Source organism: Streptomyces sp. NPDC087859 (genome assembly GCF_044742595.1).
Classification (GTDB): domain Bacteria; phylum Actinomycetota; class Actinomycetes; order Streptomycetales; family Streptomycetaceae; genus Streptomyces; species Streptomyces canus_F.
The window spans coordinates 66,618-87,428 of record NZ_JBIUUU010000034.1; the positions used below are offsets into that span (position 1 = coordinate 66,618).

21 protein-coding genes and 2 pseudogenes are annotated in these 20,811 nt (G+C 70.4%); 16 read left to right on the forward strand and 7 right to left on the reverse strand.

Annotated features, from left to right (window positions below; genetic code table 11):
* Window positions 1-110 precede the first annotated feature (110 nt).
* From ACIOHP_RS48095 to ACIOHP_RS48110, 4 genes are all read left to right on the forward strand, one after another.
* Entirely contained in the window at window positions 111-1,721 is a 1,611-nt protein-coding gene (locus tag ACIOHP_RS48095) for an FUSC family protein (protein ID WP_401897922.1), read from the forward strand.
* The gene (locus ACIOHP_RS48100; RefSeq protein ID WP_401897925.1) at window positions 1,718-2,254 is read left to right on the forward strand and encodes a MarR family winged helix-turn-helix transcriptional regulator; all 537 of its coding nucleotides are present in this window, start codon (window positions 1,718-1,720) and stop codon (window positions 2,252-2,254) included. Before ACIOHP_RS48095 ends, ACIOHP_RS48100 begins: the two co-directional genes overlap by 4 nt.
* A gap of 117 nt (window positions 2,255-2,371) precedes the next feature.
* Window positions 2,372-4,888, forward strand: a complete 2,517-nt coding sequence (locus ACIOHP_RS48105; RefSeq protein ID WP_401897927.1) for a cellulosome protein — start codon at window positions 2,372-2,374, stop codon at window positions 4,886-4,888.
* A gap of 132 nt (window positions 4,889-5,020) precedes the next feature.
* Complete coding sequence (locus ACIOHP_RS48110) at window positions 5,021-5,518, forward strand: cupin domain-containing protein (RefSeq protein ID WP_361549711.1); 498 nt, start codon at window positions 5,021-5,023, stop codon at window positions 5,516-5,518.
* A 34-nt stretch (window positions 5,519-5,552) separates the two neighbouring features.
* Here the strand turns inward: ACIOHP_RS48110 and ACIOHP_RS48115 are convergent, their stop codons facing one another.
* Both ACIOHP_RS48115 and ACIOHP_RS48120 read right to left on the reverse strand, forming a co-directional pair.
* Entirely contained in the window at window positions 5,553-6,605 is a 1,053-nt protein-coding gene (locus ACIOHP_RS48115; RefSeq protein ID WP_401897929.1) for an aldo/keto reductase, read from the reverse strand.
* A gap of 89 nt (window positions 6,606-6,694) precedes the next feature.
* The gene (locus tag ACIOHP_RS48120) at window positions 6,695-7,459 is read right to left on the reverse strand and encodes a VOC family protein (protein ID WP_401897931.1); all 765 of its coding nucleotides are present in this window, start codon (window positions 7,457-7,459) and stop codon (window positions 6,695-6,697) included.
* A gap of 135 nt (window positions 7,460-7,594) precedes the next feature.
* Between ACIOHP_RS48120 and ACIOHP_RS48125 the strand changes: the two are divergent.
* Window positions 7,595-7,687 (forward strand): annotated as a pseudogene (locus ACIOHP_RS48125) (N-acetyltransferase); the annotation flags it as partial.
* A 101-nt stretch (window positions 7,688-7,788) separates the two neighbouring features.
* Here ACIOHP_RS48125 and ACIOHP_RS48130 read toward each other — a convergent pair.
* Window positions 7,789-8,181 carry a VOC family protein gene (locus ACIOHP_RS48130; protein WP_401897933.1) on the reverse strand — a complete coding sequence of 131 codons (393 nt, stop codon included), beginning with the start codon at window positions 8,179-8,181 and terminating at the stop codon, window positions 7,789-7,791.
* Between the two features lie 71 nt (window positions 8,182-8,252).
* Between ACIOHP_RS48130 and ACIOHP_RS48135 the strand changes: the two genes are divergently transcribed.
* Complete coding sequence (locus ACIOHP_RS48135) at window positions 8,253-8,783, forward strand: GNAT family N-acetyltransferase (protein ID WP_401897935.1); 531 nt, start codon at window positions 8,253-8,255, stop codon at window positions 8,781-8,783.
* 15 nt (window positions 8,784-8,798) lie between these two features.
* Here ACIOHP_RS48135 and ACIOHP_RS48140 read toward each other — a convergent pair whose 3' ends face one another.
* The gene (locus tag ACIOHP_RS48140; protein WP_307034070.1) at window positions 8,799-9,482 is read right to left on the reverse strand and encodes a glycerophosphodiester phosphodiesterase family protein; all 684 of its coding nucleotides are present in this window, start codon (window positions 9,480-9,482) and stop codon (window positions 8,799-8,801) included.
* 380 nt (window positions 9,483-9,862) lie between these two features.
* Here ACIOHP_RS48140 and ACIOHP_RS48145 point away from each other — a divergent pair, with 380 nt between their 5' ends.
* The 6 genes from ACIOHP_RS48145 to ACIOHP_RS48170 all read left to right on the forward strand — a co-directional run bounded on the left by ACIOHP_RS48145 (window position 9,863) and on the right by ACIOHP_RS48170 (window position 15,737).
* Window positions 9,863-11,260 (forward strand): DUF6421 family protein, encoded by a 1,398-nt coding sequence (locus ACIOHP_RS48145; RefSeq protein WP_401897937.1) that lies wholly within the window; start codon window positions 9,863-9,865, stop codon window positions 11,258-11,260.
* 50 nt (window positions 11,261-11,310) lie between these two features.
* Window positions 11,311-12,060, forward strand: a complete 750-nt coding sequence (locus ACIOHP_RS48150; RefSeq protein WP_361492414.1) for an SDR family oxidoreductase — start codon at window positions 11,311-11,313, stop codon at window positions 12,058-12,060.
* Window positions 12,057-13,127, forward strand: coding sequence for a low specificity L-threonine aldolase (locus ACIOHP_RS48155; protein ID WP_266832015.1), 1,071 nt, complete (start codon window positions 12,057-12,059; stop codon window positions 13,125-13,127). Before ACIOHP_RS48150 ends, ACIOHP_RS48155 begins: the two co-directional genes overlap by 4 nt.
* Window positions 13,128-13,210: 83 nt before the next feature.
* On the forward strand, window positions 13,211-13,804 hold the full coding sequence (locus ACIOHP_RS48160) for a transglutaminase domain-containing protein (protein ID WP_401897940.1): 594 nt from the start codon (window positions 13,211-13,213) through the stop codon (window positions 13,802-13,804).
* 8 nt (window positions 13,805-13,812) lie between these two features.
* Window positions 13,813-14,517, forward strand: a complete 705-nt coding sequence (locus tag ACIOHP_RS48165) for a B3/4 domain-containing protein (RefSeq protein WP_401897943.1) — start codon at window positions 13,813-13,815, stop codon at window positions 14,515-14,517.
* Between the two features lie 26 nt (window positions 14,518-14,543).
* Window positions 14,544-15,737 (forward strand): hypothetical protein, encoded by a 1,194-nt coding sequence (locus tag ACIOHP_RS48170; RefSeq protein WP_401897945.1) that lies wholly within the window; start codon window positions 14,544-14,546, stop codon window positions 15,735-15,737.
* Between the two features lie 6 nt (window positions 15,738-15,743).
* On the opposite strand, the gene ACIOHP_RS48175 is transcribed toward ACIOHP_RS48170, so the two are convergent.
* The 3 genes from ACIOHP_RS48175 to ACIOHP_RS48185 form a co-directional block, all read right to left on the reverse strand.
* Window positions 15,744-16,766: a hypothetical protein gene (locus ACIOHP_RS48175; RefSeq protein WP_401897948.1), complete on the reverse strand. Its 1,023-nt coding sequence runs from the start codon at window positions 16,764-16,766 to the stop codon at window positions 15,744-15,746.
* Window positions 16,767-16,940: 174 nt separating this feature from the next.
* Window positions 16,941-17,669, reverse strand: coding sequence for a lysophospholipid acyltransferase family protein (locus tag ACIOHP_RS48180; protein WP_361549732.1), 729 nt, complete (start codon window positions 17,667-17,669; stop codon window positions 16,941-16,943).
* A gap of 187 nt (window positions 17,670-17,856) precedes the next feature.
* Entirely contained in the window at window positions 17,857-18,273 is a 417-nt protein-coding gene (locus ACIOHP_RS48185) for a DUF4395 domain-containing protein (protein ID WP_361549734.1), read from the reverse strand.
* 76 nt (window positions 18,274-18,349) lie between these two features.
* Here ACIOHP_RS48185 and ACIOHP_RS48190 point away from each other — a divergent pair, with 76 nt between their 5' ends.
* The 4 genes and pseudogenes from ACIOHP_RS48190 to ACIOHP_RS48205 form a co-directional block, all read left to right on the forward strand.
* Window positions 18,350-18,763 (forward strand): thioredoxin family protein, encoded by a 414-nt coding sequence (locus tag ACIOHP_RS48190; RefSeq protein ID WP_327715477.1) that lies wholly within the window; start codon window positions 18,350-18,352, stop codon window positions 18,761-18,763.
* A gap of 208 nt (window positions 18,764-18,971) precedes the next feature.
* Window positions 18,972-19,481 (forward strand): flavin reductase family protein, encoded by a 510-nt coding sequence (locus tag ACIOHP_RS48195; RefSeq protein WP_401897951.1) that lies wholly within the window; start codon window positions 18,972-18,974, stop codon window positions 19,479-19,481.
* A gap of 214 nt (window positions 19,482-19,695) precedes the next feature.
* Window positions 19,696-20,484: an electron transfer flavoprotein subunit beta/FixA family protein gene (locus tag ACIOHP_RS48200; protein ID WP_401897953.1), complete on the forward strand. Its 789-nt coding sequence runs from the start codon at window positions 19,696-19,698 to the stop codon at window positions 20,482-20,484.
* A gap of 55 nt (window positions 20,485-20,539) precedes the next feature.
* Window positions 20,540-20,811, forward strand: a pseudogene (locus tag ACIOHP_RS48205) (electron transfer flavoprotein subunit alpha/FixB family protein); the annotation flags it as partial.

The following is a 20,811-nucleotide window of genomic DNA, read 5'->3' on the forward strand; positions in this document are numbered from 1 at the left end:
CGCGCACGCGGGCGCAAGGGTGTACACGGGGAGCATTCGGCGGAGCACGGCAGGTCAGCGGAGACCCGCCAAAATCGTTTACGAGTAAAACACCTGTTAAGGTTATCCGTATGAGCACCGCGACCCCACGTCTCCCCCTCGCCGGCGTCCTGCGCCTCGGCCGACCCTCGGACATCTGGTTCAAGCCCGCCCTGAGCGTGGTCGTCGCGGTCGCCCCGCCCAACCTGACCCTGCTGGCACTCGGCCGGCTCGACCTGGCGATGTACGCGATGGCCGGGTCCCTGTGCGCGCTGTACGCCCACAACCGCCCCTACGCCGCCCGGGCCCGCGCCCTGGCCTGGGTCGTGCTCGGCATGCTCGCCGGCCTCGCCGTCGCCCTCGTCGCCGCGTCGCTCACCACGAGCGCCGTGGCGCTGGTCACGGTCGGCGCCCTGCTGGCCGCGGCGCAGAAGGCCCTGTGCGACGCGGCCCGTATCGGCCCGCCCGGCAACGTGATCTTCACCTTCATCAGTTCCGCCGCCCTGTTCGCCCCGCAGACCCTCGCCCAGGTCCCCGGCCACCTGGCTCTCGCCGCCACGGCGGGCGTCTGGGCCTGGCTCATCGGCATGGCACCCGGCCTGGTCCGCCCGCACGGCCCGGAACGCCGGGCCACCGCCCACGCGCTGCGCACCGCCGCCGCGTACGCCGAGAAGCCCGACGACCCCCGCGCCAGGGCCGCCGCGGCAGCCGCCGTCCAGGCCGCCTGGCAGGCGCTGCTGTCCGCCGGCGCCCGCACCGAGCCCCGCCGCGCCCTCGACCGCCTCGTCGTCCGCGCCGAGGTCGCCCTCGCCGCCCCCGCCGACACCGACCCCGAACGGCTGCGGGCCTGGGCGCGCGACCTGCGCGGCAACGGACCGGTCCCGCGGACGGAGGACCGGGGTGAACTGCTCGGCATCGACGCCGAACTCAGCCTGGAAACCGTCCCGTGGTGGCGCCGGCTCGGCCCCCTGGGCCCGCTCGCCCTGCGCACCGCCCTCGGGTGCGCCCTCGCCGGATTCGCCTCCCTGGCCTTCGGCGTCGGCCGCCCGTACTGGGCCCTGGTCACCGCCGCCTCCCTCTACCAGGCCAACCTCACCCTGACCTGGAGCCGCGGCGTCCAGCGCGTCGTCGGCAATCTCGCCGGCGTCCTTCTCTTCGCCGCCGTCGTCCCGCTCGCCCACCTCGGCCCGGCCGCCCTCGTCCTGTGCTGCCTCGCCTTCAACTTCGGCGCGGAGGCGCTGATCAGCCGCAACTACTGGCTCGGCAGCGTCTGCGTGACCCCGATGGCGCTGCTCATCACCGAGTTCGCCGGCTTCCAGGAGCCCGGCCGGCTGATCGCCGAGCGGCTCGTGGACACCGCCGTCGGCGCCCTGGTCGGCTTCGTCGCCGCGATCGCCGTCACCGACCGGCGCGCCGGTGACCGCGTCAAGCACGCGCTGAGCGCCGTGGACCGCGCCCGTGAGCGCACGGCCCGCCTCCTTGCCGAGCAGTACCCGGCTCCGGCCGCCCTGGAGTCGGCGCGCCGGACCCTGGCCGCCGCCCTGGTCGAGCTGCGTGCCACCGTGGACGCCGCGTCCGGCGAATGGTGGCAGCGCGCCCTGCCCCAGGAGCGGGTCGTGCTCGCCGAGCAGGCGGGACACCGTACGCTCGCCGCGACGACACGACGGCTGACCAGCGCGACGACGGAGGACGTACGGCCATGACGGCGGAGACCAGCGGGGGAGACGGCCCGAGGACGGACACGGTCGCGGCGGTCGTCCGGCAGTGGCAGACCGTCCATCCCGGCCTCGACACCGGACCCATGGAGATCATCGGCCGCATCAACCGCTCCGCCGCGCTCCTCCAGCAGGCCGAGGACGCCCCCCTGCGCCGGGCCGGTCTCAGCCGCCCCGAGTTCGACCTGCTCGGCGCGCTCCGCCGCACCGGCCATGAACTGACCCCCGGCGACCTGGCCCGTGAGACCTTCTCCTCGGGCGCCGCCGTCACCAAGCGCCTCAAGCAGCTCACCGAGCGCGGACTGGTCGAACGCCGTGGCGACACCCGCGACCGCCGGGTGGTCCACCTCCGCCTCACGGACGCCGGCCGCGATCTCGTCGACGGGATCCTGCCCGAGCAACTCGCGTACGAGACCGCGGTGCTGTCCGTGCTGGACGGGGAGAAGCAGGGGGAACTGGCCTCGCTGCTCGGCGAGTTGCTGACGCGGCTCGAAGGCCGTCTCGGAGCGCTCCGCGTCTGACCGGTCGCTCCGGAAAATTCGGAAGCGGCCCCTCCATTGACGTGATCCACACCTCCTCCCTAGGTTCGGTTCGACGCACCGACTCGCGTGCGAGATACCGGACGAAGGAGAGACGTCGTGGCAGCCGAAACGCTCACCGTCGACCTCGGCACCGAGACGGGCCCCTTCCACGGCGGCGCGAGCGGCACGCTCTACGGCCTCTACGGCGACGGTGTGCCCAGCCGTGCCGTCGTCGAGGGCATGTACGTCCGCACGGTCGCCACCAAGGCCCAGGACGGCATCCAGCACCCCGGCGCGGACGCCCTGGAGATCCTGCCGTCCTTCGTCGCGGCCGGCGGCCGGGACGTCTACCTCTACATGCCGGACATCCTGCGCGGCTTCCCCTACGAGTGGCCCGGCGCCACCGGCGAGGAACGGCTGGCCGGCTACACGGAGAGCATCCGCAAGCAGGTCGAACAGGTCCTGACCATGGGTGAGTTGAAGTCCCACATCGTCCACGTCCCGTTCAACGAACCCGAGGGCAACATGTTCGGCGAGGGGGAGTGGAGCTACGACGGCATCTCGTGGCACACCGACCCGGGGCACTACTTCGCCGCCTGGCGGGACATCTACCGGCTGATCAAGGACCTCGACCCGGACGCCCGTGTCGCCGGACCCAACACCTGCATCCTGTACCCCGAGGTCAAGGGCTTCCTCGCCTTCGCCAAGGAACACGACGTGCTGCCCGACGTGATCACCTGGCACGAGCTGTCCTCGCCCGCCGAGGTCCGCACGAGCGTGGCCGAGTACCGCGCGTGGGAACGCGAGTTGGGCATCGGGCCGCTGCCCGTCAACGTCAACGAGTACGCCCACAACTACCACTTGTCCGTCCCCGGGCAGATGATCCAGTGGATCGCCGCCATCGAGGAGTGCAAGATCGACGCCGACATGGCGTACTGGAACATCGCCGGCAACCTCAACGACTCCGCCGTCGAGGCCAACAAGGCCAACGGGCAGTGGTGGCTGTTCAACGCCTACGGCCAGATGACCGGGAACACGGTCGCGGTGACCGCGCCGCAGCCCAACGTCCAGTACACGCTCCAGGGCGTCGCCACGCTCGACCGGAAGAAGCGGCAGGCGCGGGTGCTGTTCGGAGGATCGGGCGGTCGCGCCGACATCGTCGTGCAGCGGATCGACCTCTTCGGCGCGACCGTCCGCGCACGGCTCCAGGAGATCCCCTGGACGGGCCAACTCGGCGCCTCCGCCCAGCCGCTGATCCTGAAGGAGGAGGAACTCCCGGTGGTGGACGGCAGGGTGACGCTGCCCCTGACCGGCCTCGACGAGATGTCCGCCTACCAACTGATCCTGTCGCCCGGCGGCGACGGACCTGTGCGCCCGCAGCCGCCGGCGGGCTGGCGGAGGACCTACGAGGCCGAGGACGCCGTCTACACGGGCGGCGGCTACTCGAAGAACGGTCCCGAGGGGTCCCCGGCGGACGTCGACAAGTTCGCCACCTCCGGCGGCTACCACGTCGGCGGTCTGCGCACCGGCTCCGACGGCGTGCTCGCCTTCGACGTCGAGGTCCCGAGGGACGGGACGTACGAGATCCGTGTCCACGCCAACGCGCACAACCTCGCCGAACCGGTGCGGGAGCACGGCCCCACCAACGTGTTCCTGCGCGTCGACGGTAAGGACCCGCGCGAGCTCCTGCTGCCGCTCGGCTACAAACCGGCAGTCTGGGGCCACACCGACACCGAGGCGGACCTGACCGCGGGCCGTCACCTGATCACCCTCACGGCACAGGACCCCGACCTCGGTGCCACCCGGGGCGACGCGCTCGTCGACCGGCTGGAGCTGGTCCTGCGCGACCCGCAGAGGGTCGCGCGGTACGACGCCGGGTACGCGGCCCTCGCCGACGGAGCGCGCGTGAGCGGCCCCGCCGCCGTGCTTCCGCGCGGTGGGAGCGCGACCTTCTGGGTGCACGCGGCCGACGACGGAGAGGCGACCGTCGCCCTCCGCGGGAACGGCGAGGGGCTGCTGACGGTCAACGGGGAGGAGATCGGGCGGATCGAGGCCGCGGACCTCCCTGTCTTCCTCGCCGGCGGCGTCAACAAGGTCACGGTCGAGGCGACCTCGGAAGAGCTCCTCGTGGAACAGTTGACCGTCGGTCCGGCGCGTGGGCTGCTGCCCACCGCGACGTACCCGGCGCAGGACGGCGTGCTCACCGGCACCGCGAAGGTGACCGCGTTCTCCTACGCCACCGGCGGCAAGGCCGTCGACGGCATCGGCCGCGGCCCCGCCAACGCGCTCACCCTGACGGTGACGGCGGACCGCCCCGGACGCCACGCGCTGACGATCCGCTACTCCAACGGCGAGCAGCCGCCGAGCACCCACTACAACCCGGACCCGGTCTGCCGTCACGCGGACATCACCGTCAACGGGGACGACTCCCGCCGCGTCCTGTTCCCCACCACCTTCCACTTCAACAACTTCTGGCGGCTCTCCGTCCCCGTCACCCTCCAACAGGGCGCGAACACCGTCACGTTCACCGCCGACGAACTCACCGACTTCGACGGCACCGGCACGAACGCCCACGGACAGCGCTCCGCCCACGCCCCGGTCCTCGACTCGGTGACGGTGACACCGCTCGCCTGACGACCGCATCGCGAGCAGGCCTAGGTCCGTGGCCCTCGTTCCCGGATCGGCCAAGATCGTCCGCAGGCCCGATGCGGCCCTCCGGGGGCGCGAGCCACGCTTCCGGTGGAGACCTGTCAGAAGGAGCGCATCATGTCCTACCCGGAACAACTCCCGTACCCGGAGCCCCGCTACCACGGCGACAAGGGTGAGGTGAACGCCGTCTTCCGCCCCGCCGGCACCCCCGCGGATGTCTCCTCGCCCGGCGGGTCGACCCACTTCCTCGCCACCCACGCCTCGACCGGCGGCGAGTTCGGCCTCTACAAAGCGGAGTTGGGCCCACGGTCCGCCGGCGCCAGAACCCACTTCCACAAGGCGATGTCGGAGTCCTTCTACGTCCTGTCGGGCGAACTGGAGCTCTACGACGGCGAGAAGTGGGTCACGGGCCGCGCGGGCGACTTCCTGTACGTGCCGGTCGGCGGTCTGCACGCTTTCAAGAACGCGACCGACGAGCCGATGTCCATGCTCATGCTCTTCTCCCCGGGCGCCCCGCGCGAGGAGTACTTCGAGCGGGTCGCGGAGATGGCGCAGCGCGGTGGCGAGGAACTCGAGCAGTTCCGCGTCCGGCACGACAGCTACTTCGTGGACTAGAAGGGACCGGAAGTACTTCGGGGACTGGAAGGGGCTAGAGGATGTCGGTGGCCGTACGCCGGTACCCGGAGCGGCGGTCGTCGATGTCCGTCCAGCGGTCGCCGTAGATCGTCCGGACGACGTCCGGGTCCCTCACGAAGTCGTGAGGGAAGCCCAGCGACACCGCGCTCACCTCGTCCAGTCGGGCGACCGCGTCGGCGTCGAGGCGGACGTCGAGGCTGCCGAGGTTGTCGGCGAGCTGGTGCTCCTTGGTGGCCGCGATGATCGGAACGACGTTGCCTGGCCGCTGGAGCAGCCAGGCCAGTGCCACCTGGGCCGGGCTCCAGCCGCCCTGTTCGGCGATCTCCAGGACGGCGGTGACGACCTCTTCCTCCTGGGCGCTCGGCTTGCCGCCCCAGGAGTCGAGCCGGCCCGGCTCGCCCCGCCGGTACTTACCGGTCAGCTTCCCGGCAGCCAGCGGCGCCCACGCCAGCACCGCCTGGCCGAACGCCCGCGCCTGCGGCAGCAGTTCACGCTCCGGCGTCCGCTCCAGCAGGTTGTAGCGCAGCTGCGAACCCGCGAACGCGGTCCAACCCCGCAGCTCCGCCAGGGTGTTGGCCTGCGCGATCTCCCAGGCGGGCCAGTCCGAGACACCGACGTACAGCACCTTCCCGGTCCGTACGAGGTCGTCGAGCGCCCGCATCACCTCGTCGACCGGGGTGAAGTTGTCCCGCGCGTGCACCCACAGGACGTCGAGCCGGTCGGTGCGCAGCCGCTCCAGGCTCGCCTCCACCGACCGCACCAGGTTCTTGCGGTGGTTGCCGGCCGCGTTGACATCCCCCGCGCGGGTGCCGCACGTGTACTTGCTGGCCAGCACGAACTCCTCACGCCGGCCCTCCAGCAGCTCGCCGAGGATCCGCTCCGAGCCGCCGCCCGAGTAGATGTCGGCCGTGTCGATGAGATTGCCACCCGCGTCGGCGTAGGCGTCGAGGAGCCTGCCGCTGGTCTCCTTGTCGGAGCCGGCGCCCGGGTCCTCACCCATCACCATCGTGCCGAGGCTCAGCTCGCTCACGCGCAGACCGGTCCTGCCGAACAGTGTGTAGCGCACGATTCAGTTCCCCCTCCGGGCAGTTCGTGCGTACGACGCTATGGGCTGGAGCGCACTTCAACGCAAGCGCGTTTCGTGGCGGCCGCGGATCAGTGTTCCGCGCCCGCCAAGTACACCCCGAACATCGCCCCTTGGGGGTCCCGCAGCACCGCGATGCGCAGGCTGTCGGGCACCGTGGTGGGCTCCATCAGGACGGTGCCGCCCGCCTCCGTCGCCGTGGCCGCGCTCGCGTCCACGTCCGCCACCGCGAAGTACGGCAGCCAGTGCGGCGGCACCTCGGGCGGGAACTTGTCGTCCATCGTCACCATGCCGCCGAAGTCGGCGCCGTCGAGGGCCCACTGCGTGTAGTGCTCCGAGGCGTTGACACTCCAGCCGAACACCGTGGTGTAGAAGTCCATCGACCGCTCGGGCTGTCTGCTCATCAGCTCCACCCAGCCCAGCGAGCCCGGCTCGTTGAGCAGCCCCGCACCTTCGAAGCCCTGCGCCTGCCACACATGGAAACCGGCGCCCTGCGGATCGGCGACGGAGGCGAAGCGGCCCATGCCGGGAACGTCCCCGGGCTCGAACACCACGGTGCCACCAGCCGACTCGATCTTCTCCACCGTGGCATCGACGTCCGCCACGGCGAACGTCACGAACCACGTGACCGGCTGCGGCTCGTCGCCCAGCGGCACGAGCGCGGCGACGGGGAGATGACCCACGTACGCGATCGTGTAGCCGCCCATCTCCTCGCGGGAGTCGGTCTCCGTCCGCCAGCCGAAGAGCTCGTCGTAGAAGCGCCGGCCGGCCTCCAGATCCGGGGTTCCCACCTCGGCCCAGCAGGGCCCACCGGCCACCGGCCTGTCGAGTTTCATGGCGTCACGGCCTTCCTGCCGACGCGGGCGTCCCCTTTCGCACGCTAGCCCCGCTCGACCGCCGCTGCCATCCGGCGTCGCGCTCCGGCCCGGCGACCGTGAGCCCGCGTACCCGCGACGGCGTACCGCACCTCGTTCGTCACCGACCCTTGGGTGTGCAAGCTCGTCGCCGCACAGCGCCGGTCCGTGGTCGCGGCCGCCCATCTGCTGCGGTACCGCGACGAGGCCGCGCACCGACCGAGGCTGGGAACACCGGGCCTGGGCGAGGATCCGGATCACACCGTCACGGCAATGGCCCGACCCGCCGGCCGCTCTCCGCCCGGCGGTCGTCAGATGCCTGGGCGGAAGCGGATCGGGTGGTCCTCGGGTACCTCGACGAGGACGATCCGGCAGCCGTCCGGATCGGCGATCCACATCTCGATCAGTCCCCAGGGTTCCTTCACCGGCGGCCGTACGATCTCGACGCCCTTCGCCACCAGCTCCTCGTGCGCGGCTGTCACATCCGCGACCTGCATCCACAGCTGCACGGCCGGGGACGGGGGCGTCTCGGAGCGTCCCGAGAGCTCCAGGAAGCCTCCGCCGAGGAAGTAGACGGTGCCGCGCTCGGGCCCCGTGCCGAACTCGCGGTAGACGCCGAGGCCGAGCTGCTCGCCGTAGAAGGCCCGGGAACGCTCGGGGTCGGTGGGGTGGAGGAGGGTCCGGCCGCTCAGTACATGCACCATGCAGCGGAGCCTAGTGGGAGCGCTACGCTCGTCCGTGCCCCGTGCCGTGCCCGAGAGCGGAGATACGCCTCATGACCGCTGGACTCACTTTCCGCGATGCCGTCGACACCGACGTGGACACGCTGGTCACGCTGATCGAGTCGGCGTACCGCGGGGACTCCAGCCGGGCGGGGTGGACCACCGAGGCGGACATCCTCGAGGGCCAGCGGACCGACCCCGAGGGCGTTCTCGAGGTCATCAAGTCGCCCGACAGCCGGCTGCTCGTCGTCGAGCGCGACGGCGAGGCCGTCGCCTGCTGCCAGCTCGAACACCGCGGGAGTCACGCCTACTTCGGGATGTTCGCGGTCAGCCCGAAGCTCCAGGGCGGCGGCCTCGGCAAGGTGATCATCGCCGAGGCCGAGCGCCGGGTCCGCGAGGAGTGGGGCGCCACCGAGATGCAGATGACGGTGATCTCCGTACGGGACGACCTGATCGCCTGGTACGAGCGCCGCGGCTACCGCCGTACGGGCCGGATGACCCCGTTCCCGTACGGCGACGAGCGTTTCGGTGTTCCGCAGCGCGACGACCTTCAGTTCGAGCTGCTGGTCAAGCCGCTGGTGTGACGTTCATGCAGAGGGCTATGCGGTGAAGCGGGCGGTGCGTTTGATCTCCGGGTAGTCGGTGGTCGCGCCGTCCAGCTGCAGGGCCCGTACGAGCCGCAGATGGTCCTGTGTGTTCACCACCCAGCCGATGATCCTGAGATCCGCCTTGCGGGCGGCCTCCACGACCTCCAGCGTGATCCGCCGGATGTTCAGACAGACGGTCGCGGCACCGGCCTCGACGGCGCGGTCCACGATGTCGGTGCCGTACCGGCTGGCGATCAGCGCGGTCCGTACGCCCGGCACCAGGCGGGAGATCTCGGCGATCGCCTCGTCATGGAACGAGGACACCTCCACCCGGGCGACCAGGTCCCGCCTGAGCATGACCTCGGCCAGTGCCCGGGCCGCCTGCATGTCCTTGATCTCGGCCTGGAGCGGCGACCGCACCGCGTCCAGGACCTCCTCGAAGACGGGCACGCGCTCACCGCGGCCCGCGTCCAGGGCGCGTAGTTCGGCGAGGGTCTTCTCTGCGATCGGACCGGAACCGTCGGTCGTGCGGTCCACGTCCGTGTCGTGCATGACGACCAGGGCACCGTCCTTGCTCAGGTGCAGGTCGAGTTCGATGACGTCGAGGCCGGCCTGTTGGGCGGCCACGAAGGAACGGAGGGTGTTCTCGGGTTCGAGACCCATGACCCCGCGATGACCGATGGTAAGGAAGTTCAAGGTACAACTCGCTTCCGTCGACGGCGGCTCGGCGTCCGCGCGGACCGGAGCGGACGATCGCGCGGGCAGATCCGCAGCCTAGTGCGCCCGGCCGGTGATGTACCCGCGCGTACACGGGGTTCGGGGTGGCGCGAGGGGCGGACCTGCCCGGTACGGCTCCGGGTGGTCACCCTGGGGTGGGCGAGTCCTGCGGACATTGACCACGTGGGTCCGCCGAGAGGGACACGTATACCCACCTGAGTGGCGCTCATGGCATCTGGCAGGAAAAAGTTTCGTGACCATGCGGTCACGCAGGATAATTTCCCGAGTCGTCACTTGCTGGAAGAAAGCCTCTATGCATACGGTGTCCTGACGTGAGGTTCTCCCGTGGAGGATGGGACATGACGGAAATTCTTGTGCAGGCGGCGACGGGGGAGCGGGCTCTTCCCGTGACCAGGGTGGTGGAGCACCCGGCTTGGCCCGTGCTCAAGGATGCCGTGGAGCGGATCCGGCCCTGGCAGGCCAAGGACGGGTCGATCGACTTCACCGCCGATGGTGCCCCGGGGTGCGCGGACGCCGAGGCTGTCGTACGGCGGATCGTCGACGCCGTCGAGGAGCTGTCCCCGCTGCTCCCGCACGACGGTGCGTACCACGAGGCCCTGGTCAAGGACCTGAAGCGCTGGGCCGAGGGTGGCTTCGAGGTGCCCGACTTCCTCGACTCGCTGCTGGCCTTCCAGCCCGCCAAGGGGCGCGCGGACGGTCTCCAGCACCTGGTCGTCTTCCCGATGTACACCCAGAACGGCAACCCCGACCGCAATCTCGAAGCGGTCGTGCTGCGCATGGTCTGGCCCGAGTGGCTGGCCGAGCTGGAGCGCACGCGCTACGACAACCCGCTGTTCTGCGGCATCAAGTTCGAGGACTTCACGGCCGGCTACGACACCAACTCGGCCGTCCTCTTCCCGGAGACCATCGCCGTGCGCGAGGCGCCGGAACGATTCTCCTGGGGTGGCATCTTCTGCGACCGCGAGGCCGCCCGCTTCCGCCGGGTGACCGACGCCGCCGTCGGCATCCTGGGTCTGGAGCTGCCCGAGGACGTCGCCGCGATGGTCCACGACCAGACGCGCTGCGAGGAGGCCTTCGTCCTGTGGGACATGGTCCACGACCGCACCCACAGCCACGGTGACCTGCCCTTCGACCCCTTCATGATCAAGCAGCGCCAGCCGTTCTGGATGTACGGCCTCGAAGAGCTGCGCTGCGACCTCACCGCCTTCAGGGAGGCCGTGAAGCTGGAGGCGGAAGGCGTCTCGCAGGCCCGCGACGTGCAGTTCGCGGTGCTCTTCGACCGTATGTTCCGCTTCCCGGTCACCGGTGAGCGGGTCCGCAACTACGACGGCCTCGGCGGCCAGCTGCTCTTCGCCTACCTGCACAAGCACGACGTCGTCCGCTGGACCGACAACAAGCTGTACATCGACTGGCAGCGCGCCCCGCAGGTCACCAACCAGCTGTGCGCCGAGATCGAGGACCTCTACCGGGCGGGCATCGACCGTCCGAAACTCGTCCACTGGTTCGCCGCGTACGACCTGGTGTCGCAGTACCTCGCCCCGCACCCCGGCTCCCGCTGGGCCAAGGGTCCCGACGCCCTCGACCTGTCCCAGCCGCCGCGAAAGCTCGTCGATGACGTGCTTCCGGACGAGTTTCCGCTGAGCATGTTCTATGAGGCCCTCTCCAAGAAGCTCAAGAACGTGATCGCCTCGACCCGGGGCATTACCGCGGAGAGCGCCGAGCGGATCGCCGCGTGAGCGACAGCGGCACCGAGAACACTGCACGGCAAGCTCAGGAGGCGAAGAACATGGCGGGGAACGGAGCTCTCAGCGGTGCGGTGATCGCGGTGGCCGGCGCGGGCGGTCCCGCGGGCCGCGCGACACTGCTGCGTCTTGCCGAGGCCGGGGCGACGGTCGTCGGCGCCGACAACGACCCCGAGCGCCTCGCGGAGGCCGTGGACGCGGCCCGCTACAGCGCCGGTGGTGCCACGGTCACCGGTGAGCCGGTCGACCTGCTGGACCTGGAGTCCACCCGTGACTGGGCCACGCGTATCGAGAAGGACTTCGGTGGCGTCGACGGCGTGGTCCACCTCGTCGGTGGCTGGCGCGGCAGCGAGACCTTCATCAAGACGAGCCTGGACGACTGGGACTTCCTGGAGCTGCTGCTCATCCGCACCGTGCAGCACACCTCCCTCGCCTTCTCCGAGGTGCTCCAGCGCAGCGACCGCGGCCGCTACGTCCTGATCAGCGCCGCGGGCGCGACCAAGCCCTCCGCGGGCAACGCCGCCTACGCCGCCGCCAAGGCGGCCGCCGAGGCCTGGACGCTCGCCATGGCCGACTTCTTCCGCAAGGCGGGGGCGGGTGAGGAGCTCACCTCGGCCGCCACCATCCTGGTGGTGAAGGCGTTGGTGCACGACGCGATGCGCGCCGAGCGACCCAACGCGAAGTTCGCGGGCTTCACGGACGTCAAGGACCTCGCGGGGGCCATCGCCGACGTCTGGGAGAAGTCCGCCGGGGAAGTGAACGGAAACCGTCTGTGGCTCACCGAGAAGCCGTGAACCCTCCGAAGACCGACGCCCGCCGGCACCACGACCCGGACAGCCGGGGCTTCGCCAGCGACAACTACGCCGGCGCCCACCCGGAGGTGCTCGCCGCCCTGGCCCTGGCCAACGGCGGGCACCAGGTCGCCTACGGCGAGGACGACTACACCGAGAACCTCCAGACGATCGTCCGCAGCCACTTCGGTGCCACGGCCGAGGCGTTCCCCGTCTTCAACGGCACCGGCGCCAACGTCGTCGCCCTCCAGGCGGTCACCGACCGCTGGGGCGCGGTGATCTGCGCGGAGAGCGCGCACATCAACGTGGACGAGGGCGGCGCCCCCGAGCGCATGGGCGGCCTCAAGCTGCTCACGGTGCCCACGCCGGACGGCAAGCTCACGCCCGAGCTGATCGACCGGCAGGCGTACGGCTGGGACGACGAGCACCGCGCGATGCCACAGGTCGTCTCGATCACCCAGAGCACGGAGCTGGGCACCCTCTACACACCGGACGAGATCCGCGCCATCTGCGACCACGCCCACGCGCACGGCATGAAGGTGCACCTGGACGGCTCCCGCATAGCCAACGCGGCCGCCTCCCTGGACGTCCCGATGCGGACGTTCACCAACGCGGTCGGCGTCGACATCCTCTCGCTCGGCGGGACCAAGAACGGCGCGCTGTTCGGCGAGGCCGTCGTGGTCATCAACCAGGACGCCGTCAGCCATATGAAGCATCTGCGCAAGCTGTCCATGCAGCTCGCCTCCAAGATGCGCTTCGTGTCGGTCCAGCTGGAGGCGTTGCTCGCCAAGGACCTGTGGCTGCGCAACGCCCGCCACTCCAACGAGATGGCCCAGCGGCTCGCGGAGGGCGTCCGTGCCGTCCACGGCGTGGAGATCCTCTACCCGGTGCAGGCCAACGGCGTGTTCGCCAAGCTCCCGCACGAGGTGAGCGTGCGCCTGCAGAAGCGGTTCCGGTTCTACTTCTGGGACGAGACGGCGGGTGTGGTGCGCTGGATGTGCGCCTTCGACACGACCGAGGAGGACGTGGACGCGTTCGTCGCGGCCCTGAAGGAGGAGATGGCGCACTAGCGACGTCTCGCATCATGCATAGATATGCGGTCACCTGAAAAAGCATTGACTCTCGGGTGATCGCATTCCTATGCTCTGCGGTCATGGAGCTGATCCAGAACACCCCTGACCTGTCCGCGTACTTGGCCGCCGACGAGGTCATCGACCATGACCACCCACGGGTGCGCGAGACGGCCGCGCTCCTCGCCGCGGAGGCCGCGGACTCGTATGCCTATGCGCAGCTGGCCTTCGAGTTCGTGCGTGACACCATCCCCCACTCGCAGGACTCCGGCGACCCGCGCGTCACCTGGCGGGCCTCCGATGTGCTCGAACAGGGCACCGGCATCTGCTACGCCAAGGCCCACGCGCTGGCCGCGCTGCTGCGGGCCGAGGACATTCCGACCGCGCTCTGCTATCAGCGGCTGGCGGACGACGACGGGGACGGACATGTCGTGCACGGCCTGGTCGCGCTCCGGTTCAACGGGGCCTGGCACCGGCAGGATCCCCGCGGCAACAAACCGGGGGTGGATGCCCGGTTCTCCCTCGAAGGCGAGCGGCTGGCGTGGATTCCGGACCCGCAGTCCAATGAGATGGACTATCCGGTGCTGTACGCTGAACCGCATCCCACCGTGTTGAGTGTTCTGCGGGCCGCCCCCGACCGGCCCTCCCTGTGGAAGACGCTCCCCTCCGCACTCTGAGGCAGCCGATGACCTTCTCCCTGACCGTGTCCGACGAGGTGCACGCGCTCGCGCCCGGCTTCACGCACGTCGCCGTCGAAGCGCACGGCCTCGTCAACGGACCGAGCACCGACGCGAGTTCGGCACTCCTCGACGAGGCCGCCCGCCGTCTCGCCGTACGCCTGGACGGGCGGCCCCCGCACGAGGACCCGCACATGGCCGCCTGGCGCGAGGCCTACACGGCGTTCGGCTCGAAGCCGTCGCGCACCCGCAACTCCGCGGAGGCGCTGGCCAAGCGGGCTCTGGCGGACGGCGGGCTGCCCCGGATCAATCTGCTCGTCGACCTCTACAACGCCATCAGCGTCGCCCATCTGATCCCGGTCGGCGGCGAGGACATCGACCGCATCGAGGGTGGGATGCGCCTGGTGCGGGCGACCGGCGACGAGGACTTCGTGACCGTCGCCGGCGGCGAGGAGGCCGTCGAACACCCCGACGCCGGGGAGGTGGTCTGGCGCGACGAGCGGGGCGTGACCTGCCGGCGCTGGAACTGGCGCCAGGGACCGCGCACCCGGCTCACCGAGGCGACCGTTTCCGGGATCTTCCTGCTGGAGAGCCTGTCCCCGATGCCGGTCCCCGACGTGGAGGCGGCCGCAGCCGAACTCGCCGAGCTGCTGGAGAAGTTCAGCCCCGGAGCGCGTATCGAGGTGCGTGACGCCGACCCGGTGCGCGGCTGATCCGTCGCAGTCGCTAATCTCCCGGCATGCGTGATGGGGGAGCAGTGGACGACAGCACGAGCGTGGACGCGGAACAGCCGGCGGGACCTCTCGCCCGGCTGAGAAAGCACTGGCTGCTCACCTCGGCCATGGCGCTGGCCGTGCTGGCGACGGCCACGGCCGTGCCGGTCGTCCTCGCGGACTCCAGGGACGACCCCCCGTGCCAGGAGATCCCCGCGTCGACCCGCGCGCTCGCGAAGGACCCGGCGGCCGCCACCCGCGCCCTCGACCCGGGCGACGAACTGACCCTGTTCGGCGCCGTGCGCGACCTCCTGGTGCACGAGAACCCGTGCGGGGACGGCGGCAGGGTGCTCGGGCAGGTCGTCGACGCGGCCACCCGCGCCCCGGCCGACGCCAAGCCCCACACCCTCGCCCAGGCCCGCGCCGCCTACGCGGTCGTGGCCGCCTTCGACGACAAGGAGGTGCCCGCCGGGATGGCACCCGGCCTGGCCCGTCTGCTCGCCGAGTACATCGTGGACGCGAACCGCTATCTCAGCTCCGACGACGAGTCCTACACCCCCGCCGCCGACGCCACGTCGGCCGCCCCGGACGACACCGGCTGGACGCCGTACGGCCGCTTCCTCGCCCCCGGTGAGGCGCACGCCGACTTCGAGCACGCCCAGCCGTATTCCTCCGTACGCGCCGACCCGGAAGCCCTGATGGCCGAACTGGCCGAGGACCCCGAGGCGTTCGCGATCCTCTACGACGCCCAACGCGCCTGTCTCGCGTACTACCTCGAACGCCTCACCCGGACGGGCACGGACCCCGACTACCACCCGGAGCCCAACAAGGACGGGACAGCCCGGTCCGCCGACACCTGGGTCGACATCGATCTGGAACACCTCGCCGACCGCGTCGGCACGCTGATGAACCTCCGGGCGCGCTACGCCAGGGAGGGCGTCATCCCCGACCTCGCGGCCTTCGACAAGGCCGTACGGCAGCACACGCGCGGCGCCTACCGGGCGGCCGCGCGGCAGTTGAGCAGTCGGCCGCCGGTGGGGGACATCGCCGAGCGGCCGGTCTCCGGTCCGGTCGGAGGGGACCTGATGGACGGGCGACACCAGCTGTTCGCCGTGCTGGACGCCTGGACGAAGGCGCGGAACGTGCCGCCGGAACGCGCGGCGGACATGCGGCAGTTGATCGACGACCGCTATGTCAGGGCGCTCTGGATGACGTTCTGAGCGGACTCAGCCGCCGAGCCGCAGAGCGGTGCAACCCCGCTGCCGCACCTGCTCCCGGGCGAAGGCCGCGAGCAGCTTCCGCTTGTCGGCCTCGTCGACCCCGGGAGCGTCCTTGGCGGCGCTGAGGGCGAAGTTGGCCGCCTCGCCGTCGCAGCGAGCCGTCGCCGTACGGGCCGCGGGCAGGCGGCCGTCCTCGGCGATCAGACGGCCGCTCCAGTCGCCGTACCAGGCGGCGAACGTCAACCGGGGCCCTATGTCACCGGAGTCGGCGTCCCGCGCGTACAGGTCGCAACGTCCCACCGGACCCGCGTCGTTCATCAGCGTCGCGACCTGCCACTGGGACGTCTTGAGCAGTCCGGACTTGAGGGCCCAGCCGCAGGCGGTGTCCGCGGACCTGTCCAGGGACACAGTCCTCGGGTCCTTCTCCGGATCCACCGGTGCGGCCTCGCCGCCGGGCGCCTTCAACGGCTCCGTGCCGCAACCCAGCCGCTCGGACGCGGAGTTGGTGAGGGTCACGGCCGTCTCGTAGGCGGCGGGCGTGCCCCACAGGGTGTCCCGGCCCAGCCGGGTGCGCACCAGCAGCTTGGGCCGCCGGCCCTCGTCGTCCTTCTCGAGGGCCGGACAGGGCACCAGGAACTGGAGATCACCGAACTTGTCGATGAAGCCCGGCATTCCGTCCGGCATCGGCGCCATGGTGTCGAACCCCGTCTCCGGGAAGACCGTCATCAACTCCCGGTCCACGTCGTCCCGTCGGGTGTACGCCTCCATCATCAGCAGCCGGTCGTTGCGCAGTTCGTCGCCCTCGAAGTCGAGGGAGCAGCCGTAGTCGCCGAGCTCCGGATGAGAGGCGCTCGTCGCGTCCTTGAAGTGCGAGCCGTTGCGCCCGAGTTCCCGCACCGCGTCCACGGGCAGCGCCCCGTCGCAGGCCGTGCGCAGCAGCCACCAGTCGTTGACGTAGGGGGTGGCGACCCAGCCGCCGATCCCCACAACGACCGCAGCCGTGACCGACACCTTGACCCAACGCCGCATGCACAGCCCCCGTAGCGAACCCCGGACACCTGACTTCCGGTTACGGCACGGACTCTATCGGGCCGTACCGCACGCCAAAGAGGCGCGGGGGCTGTGCCGAAACGCGGCTTCGCCGCGGGGTGTCACCAGCCTTCACCGGCCCGCGGCCGCGAGACGACCGGTCCCGCCGAGAACTCAGCGGGCTTCCGCCGCCTTGACTTCCTCGGGCGTCGGCGCGGTCCCACCGAGGTGCGCCGGCATCCACCACGTGTCGTCGGCGTCCTTCGGCCGCACCGGATAGGCGCGCTGCGCGGCCTCCAGCATCTCCTGGACGCGCTCGCGCAGCTGACGGGTGATCGCGCCCGCGTACTTGTCCTTGGACGCCTCGATCGCCTCGCCCACCCGGATCGTGATCGGGATGTGGCTGCGCTTGAAGTTCTTGGGGTGGCCCTTGGTCCACAGTCGCTGCGTGCCCCACACCGCCATCGGGATCAGCGGGACGCCCGCCTCCTGGGCCATGCGCGCGGCACCGGACTTGAAGGTCTTCAGGGTGAACGACGGCGAGATCGTGGCCTCCGGGAAGACCCCGACGATCTCGCCGGAGCGCAGCGAGTCCAGCGCGTGCTGGTACGCGGTCTCACCCTGCTTGCGGTCCACGGGGATGTGCTTCATCCCGCGCATCAGCGGTCCGGAGATCTTGTGCCGGAAGACGGACTCCTTCGCCATGAAGCGAACGAGGCGTTTCTGCGGGAGCGCCGCCAGGCCGTCGAAGATGAAGTCCAGGTAGCTGATGTGGTTGCTCACCAGCACGGCGCCGCCCGAGCGCGGGATGTTCTCCGACCCCTGGCAATCGATCTTGAGGTCCCACGCCTTGAACAGCGTGCGCGCGAGGCCGATAGCGGGTCGATAGACAAGCTCTGCCATGGACGGGGTGGACCCTTCCTTCTCTGCTGGGAAAGATGGCTCCCGGCGGGAAAGTTACGGCGCCGTAGGTTTACGGCATCTCGCAGATCGTGCCCCAAGAACGGACCGGGGGCCAGTCCTCGTGCCCGTGAACGGCGAGATCCTTGTCACGTCGCTGCTTGATCCACCTCGTGCTTTTACGCCGCCTTTACTGCGCGCGTACCGTCGCCCGCCGTACGAGCAGGTACATCTCGCAGCCCAGGCAGTACCCGAACGCGGAATTGAGGAAGGCGGCCGCGAGCGCCGCACCGGTCGCGGCGAGTCCCAGCCACGTCGGTCCGAGCGCGTAACCGATGAGCCCCACGACGGCGAACGCGAGCCCGACCGCCTGAGCGAACCGCGGCGGCTGAGGCGCCTCGAACTCGGCAGGCGGGCCGATCCGGGGCCGTACGGCCTTGCGGAACAGCCAGCCGTACGGCGAACGAGCCACTCCGCCCGCCGCGCCCAGCGCGAACGCCAGGGTCTGCCAGGCCAGGAGCCACACGCTGCCGGTGATCAGCACGACCGCCAGTACTAGGGTCGTCACGGCCGCCCCGAAGCGCGGTCCCCTCACGTCGATGTCCATGAATCAAGCATTCCGCATGGGGAACGGTCAGTGACGCCGGGAATCTTTGCAGTCTCGTGAACGCTGGAGCTGGGTGATGGCCGGAGTTGTGGTGTGTGTGATGGTGCTCGTCGCCGCGAGCGCCTACGGAGTGCTGCACAAGCGGCGGAGCGGGAGAGTACGCGTGCGCGGGCGTGACGACGGCAAGCGGCTCGGCGCGGCCGAACTGGGCGGGGAGTTGGGGGAGCGTGCCACGCTCGTCCAGTTCTCCAGCGCCTTCTGCGCGCCCTGCCGTGCCACCAAGCGGATCCTGGGCGAGGTGGTCGAGATGGTGCCCGGAGTCGCCCACATCGAGATCGACGCCGAGGCCCATCTGGACCTCGTACGCGAACTCGACATCCTCAAGACGCCGACGGTGCTCGTGCTGGACGCCGACGGACGTGTCGTGCGGCGGGCCAGCGGGCAGCCGCGCAAGGCGGACGTCATCGCGGCGCTGGGGGAGGCGGTTTGACCCGGCTCACGCGGACGGTGAGGCATCTCCCATATGCCGGGACGTACTTGACTGTGCGCGCCACCTATCGTCAGCCTGACCGTATGCCTTCGGAACTCCTTCTCTTCGGGCGGGTCCACGTCGACCTCGCCCGCACGGCGAGCGCGCGCTGTCCGGGTTGTTGAGCACCCACGGCCCCTCTCGACCCTCCTTGCCGAAGGACCACTCCATGACGGCCTCACCGGAACTCCGTACCCCTCAGCTCGCTTCCGCCGACCTCCTGCGCTCCGTCTTCCGGCGGCACGCCGCGGGGGTCGCCGTGATCACCGCCGGTGGTGAGGGAGGTCCGGTCGGCTTCACCGCCACCTCCCTCACCTCGGTCTCCGTCGAGCCCCCGCTGCTCTCCTTCGGGGTCGGTGTCGGCGCCTCCAGCTGGCCGGCGATATCCGAGGCCGACCATGTCGGCGTGCACATACTCGGCGAGCACCAGCAGGAGCTGGCCGCCACCTTCGCCCGTAGCGGCGCCGACCGCTTCGGCGCGCCGACCGCCTGGCGTGAGGGCCCCGAAGGCGTTCCCGTCCTCGACGACGTCCTGGCCTGGCTCGTGTGCCGCGTCGTCGCGCGTGTGCCCGCCGGGGACCATCGCATCGTCCTGGCCGAGGTGCTCCTCGGCGATCCGGCCGGTGCCGGCCGTCCGCTCGTCTACCACCAGGGCCGGTTCGGCGGTCTGCGCGACTGACGCCCCCTTCTGCGGAGACGTCGAGTTCCGATTACGCTGCGTTGCGAAGGTCACAGTTCAAAGCGCTTGCTTAGCGGGAACGAACTGGGTGTACTGACGAGTAATATTTCGTTCGGAGCGCGGGTCGCCCCGATCGGGATCGGCCGCTTGGGGCGCCTATGCTGCCTGCAAGTAGGCAGCAGAGAAATGTCGACGCAGCAGTAGGAGAGCCGGCGTGAGCTTGAGGATCGTTGTCACCGTGAAGTACGTGCCCGACGCCACCGGCGACCGGCACTTCGCCGATGACCTGACCGTCGACCGTGACGACGTGGACGGTCTGCTCTCCGAGCTGGACGAGTACGCGGTCGAGCAGGCGCTGCAGATCTCGGAGAACTCCGACGACGACGTCGAGGTCACCGTCCTGACCGTGGGTCCCGAGGACGCCAAGGACGCGCTGCGCAAGGCGCTGTCCATGGGCGCCGACAAGGCCGTCCACGTCGAGGACGACGACCTGCACGGCACCGACGCGATCGGGACCTCGCTGGTGCTGGCGAAGGCGATCGAGAAGGCCGGCTACGACCTGGTGATCTCGGGTATGGCCTCCACCGACGGCACTGCGGGCATCGTGCCGGCGCTGGTCGCCGAGCGTCTGGGCGTCCCGCAGGTCACGCTGCTGTCCGAGGTCTCCGTCGAGGACGGGATCGTGAAGGGCCGTCGGGACGGTGACTCCGCCACCGAGCAGCTGGAGGCGTCGCTGCCGGCCGTCGTGTCGGTCACCGACCAGTCGGGCGAGGCGCGTTACCCGTCCTTCAAGGGCATCATGGCCGCCAAGAAGAAGCCGGTTCAGTCCTGGGATCTGTCCGACCTCGACATCGAGGCCGAAGAGGTCGGTCTCGAGGGCGCCTGGACCAAGGTCGACTCCGCGGCGCAGCGCCCGGCGCGTACCGCGGGCACGATCGTCAAGGACGAGGGCGAGGGCGGCAAGCAGCTCGCCGAGTACCTCGCGAGCCAGAAGTTCATCTAAGGCTCACCCCCCTTACCGCCCCTGAAGACTTCGCAATTCGCAGGAGAGCATTCCCATGGCTGAAGTTCTCGTCTACGTCGATCACGTGGACGGCGCCGTCCGCAAGCCCACCCTGGAGCTGCTGACGCTGGCCCGCCGCATCGGCGAGCCGGTCGCCGTCGCACTGGGCAACGGCGCCGCCGACACCGCCGCCGCGCTCGCCGAGCACGGCGCCGTCAAGGTCCTCACCCACGAGGCCGCCGAGTACGCCGACTACCTGGTCGTCCCGAAGGTGGACGCCCTGCAGGCCGCGTACGAGGCCGTCTCCCCGGCCGCGGTGCTGGTGCC

What these genes read in the sequence shown, in the direction of transcription:
- ACIOHP_RS48130 (WP_401897933.1), bottom strand. Translation starts at nt 8,181, where the DNA reads ATGGTGCATGTACTGAGCGGCCGGACCCTCCTCCACCCCACCGACCCC.
- ACIOHP_RS48185 (WP_361549734.1), bottom strand. Translation starts at nt 18,273, where the DNA reads ATGGACATCGACGTGAGGGGACCGCGCTTCGGGGCGGCCGTGACGACC.
- ACIOHP_RS48110 (WP_361549711.1), top strand. Translation starts at nt 5,021, where the DNA reads ATGTCCTACCCGGAACAACTCCCGTACCCGGAGCCCCGCTACCACGGC.
- ACIOHP_RS48160 (WP_401897940.1), top strand. Translation starts at nt 13,211, where the DNA reads ATGGAGCTGATCCAGAACACCCCTGACCTGTCCGCGTACTTGGCCGCC.
- ACIOHP_RS48150 (WP_361492414.1), top strand. Translation starts at nt 11,311, where the DNA reads ATGGCGGGGAACGGAGCTCTCAGCGGTGCGGTGATCGCGGTGGCCGGC.
- ACIOHP_RS48145 (WP_401897937.1), top strand. Translation starts at nt 9,863, where the DNA reads ATGACGGAAATTCTTGTGCAGGCGGCGACGGGGGAGCGGGCTCTTCCC.
- ACIOHP_RS48175 (WP_401897948.1), bottom strand. Translation starts at nt 16,766, where the DNA reads ATGCGGCGTTGGGTCAAGGTGTCGGTCACGGCTGCGGTCGTTGTGGGG.
- ACIOHP_RS48135 (WP_401897935.1), top strand. Translation starts at nt 8,253, where the DNA reads ATGACCGCTGGACTCACTTTCCGCGATGCCGTCGACACCGACGTGGAC.
- ACIOHP_RS48195 (WP_401897951.1), top strand. Translation starts at nt 18,972, where the DNA reads ATGACGGCCTCACCGGAACTCCGTACCCCTCAGCTCGCTTCCGCCGAC.
- ACIOHP_RS48120 (WP_401897931.1), bottom strand. Translation starts at nt 7,459, where the DNA reads ATGAAACTCGACAGGCCGGTGGCCGGTGGGCCCTGCTGGGCCGAGGTG.
- ACIOHP_RS48095 (WP_401897922.1), top strand. Translation starts at nt 111, where the DNA reads ATGAGCACCGCGACCCCACGTCTCCCCCTCGCCGGCGTCCTGCGCCTC.
- ACIOHP_RS48170 (WP_401897945.1), top strand. Translation starts at nt 14,544, where the DNA reads ATGCGTGATGGGGGAGCAGTGGACGACAGCACGAGCGTGGACGCGGAA.
- ACIOHP_RS48165 (WP_401897943.1), top strand. Translation starts at nt 13,813, where the DNA reads ATGACCTTCTCCCTGACCGTGTCCGACGAGGTGCACGCGCTCGCGCCC.
- ACIOHP_RS48100 (WP_401897925.1), top strand. Translation starts at nt 1,718, where the DNA reads ATGACGGCGGAGACCAGCGGGGGAGACGGCCCGAGGACGGACACGGTC.
- ACIOHP_RS48190 (WP_327715477.1), top strand. Translation starts at nt 18,350, where the DNA reads ATGGCCGGAGTTGTGGTGTGTGTGATGGTGCTCGTCGCCGCGAGCGCC.
- ACIOHP_RS48180 (WP_361549732.1), bottom strand. Translation starts at nt 17,669, where the DNA reads ATGGCAGAGCTTGTCTATCGACCCGCTATCGGCCTCGCGCGCACGCTG.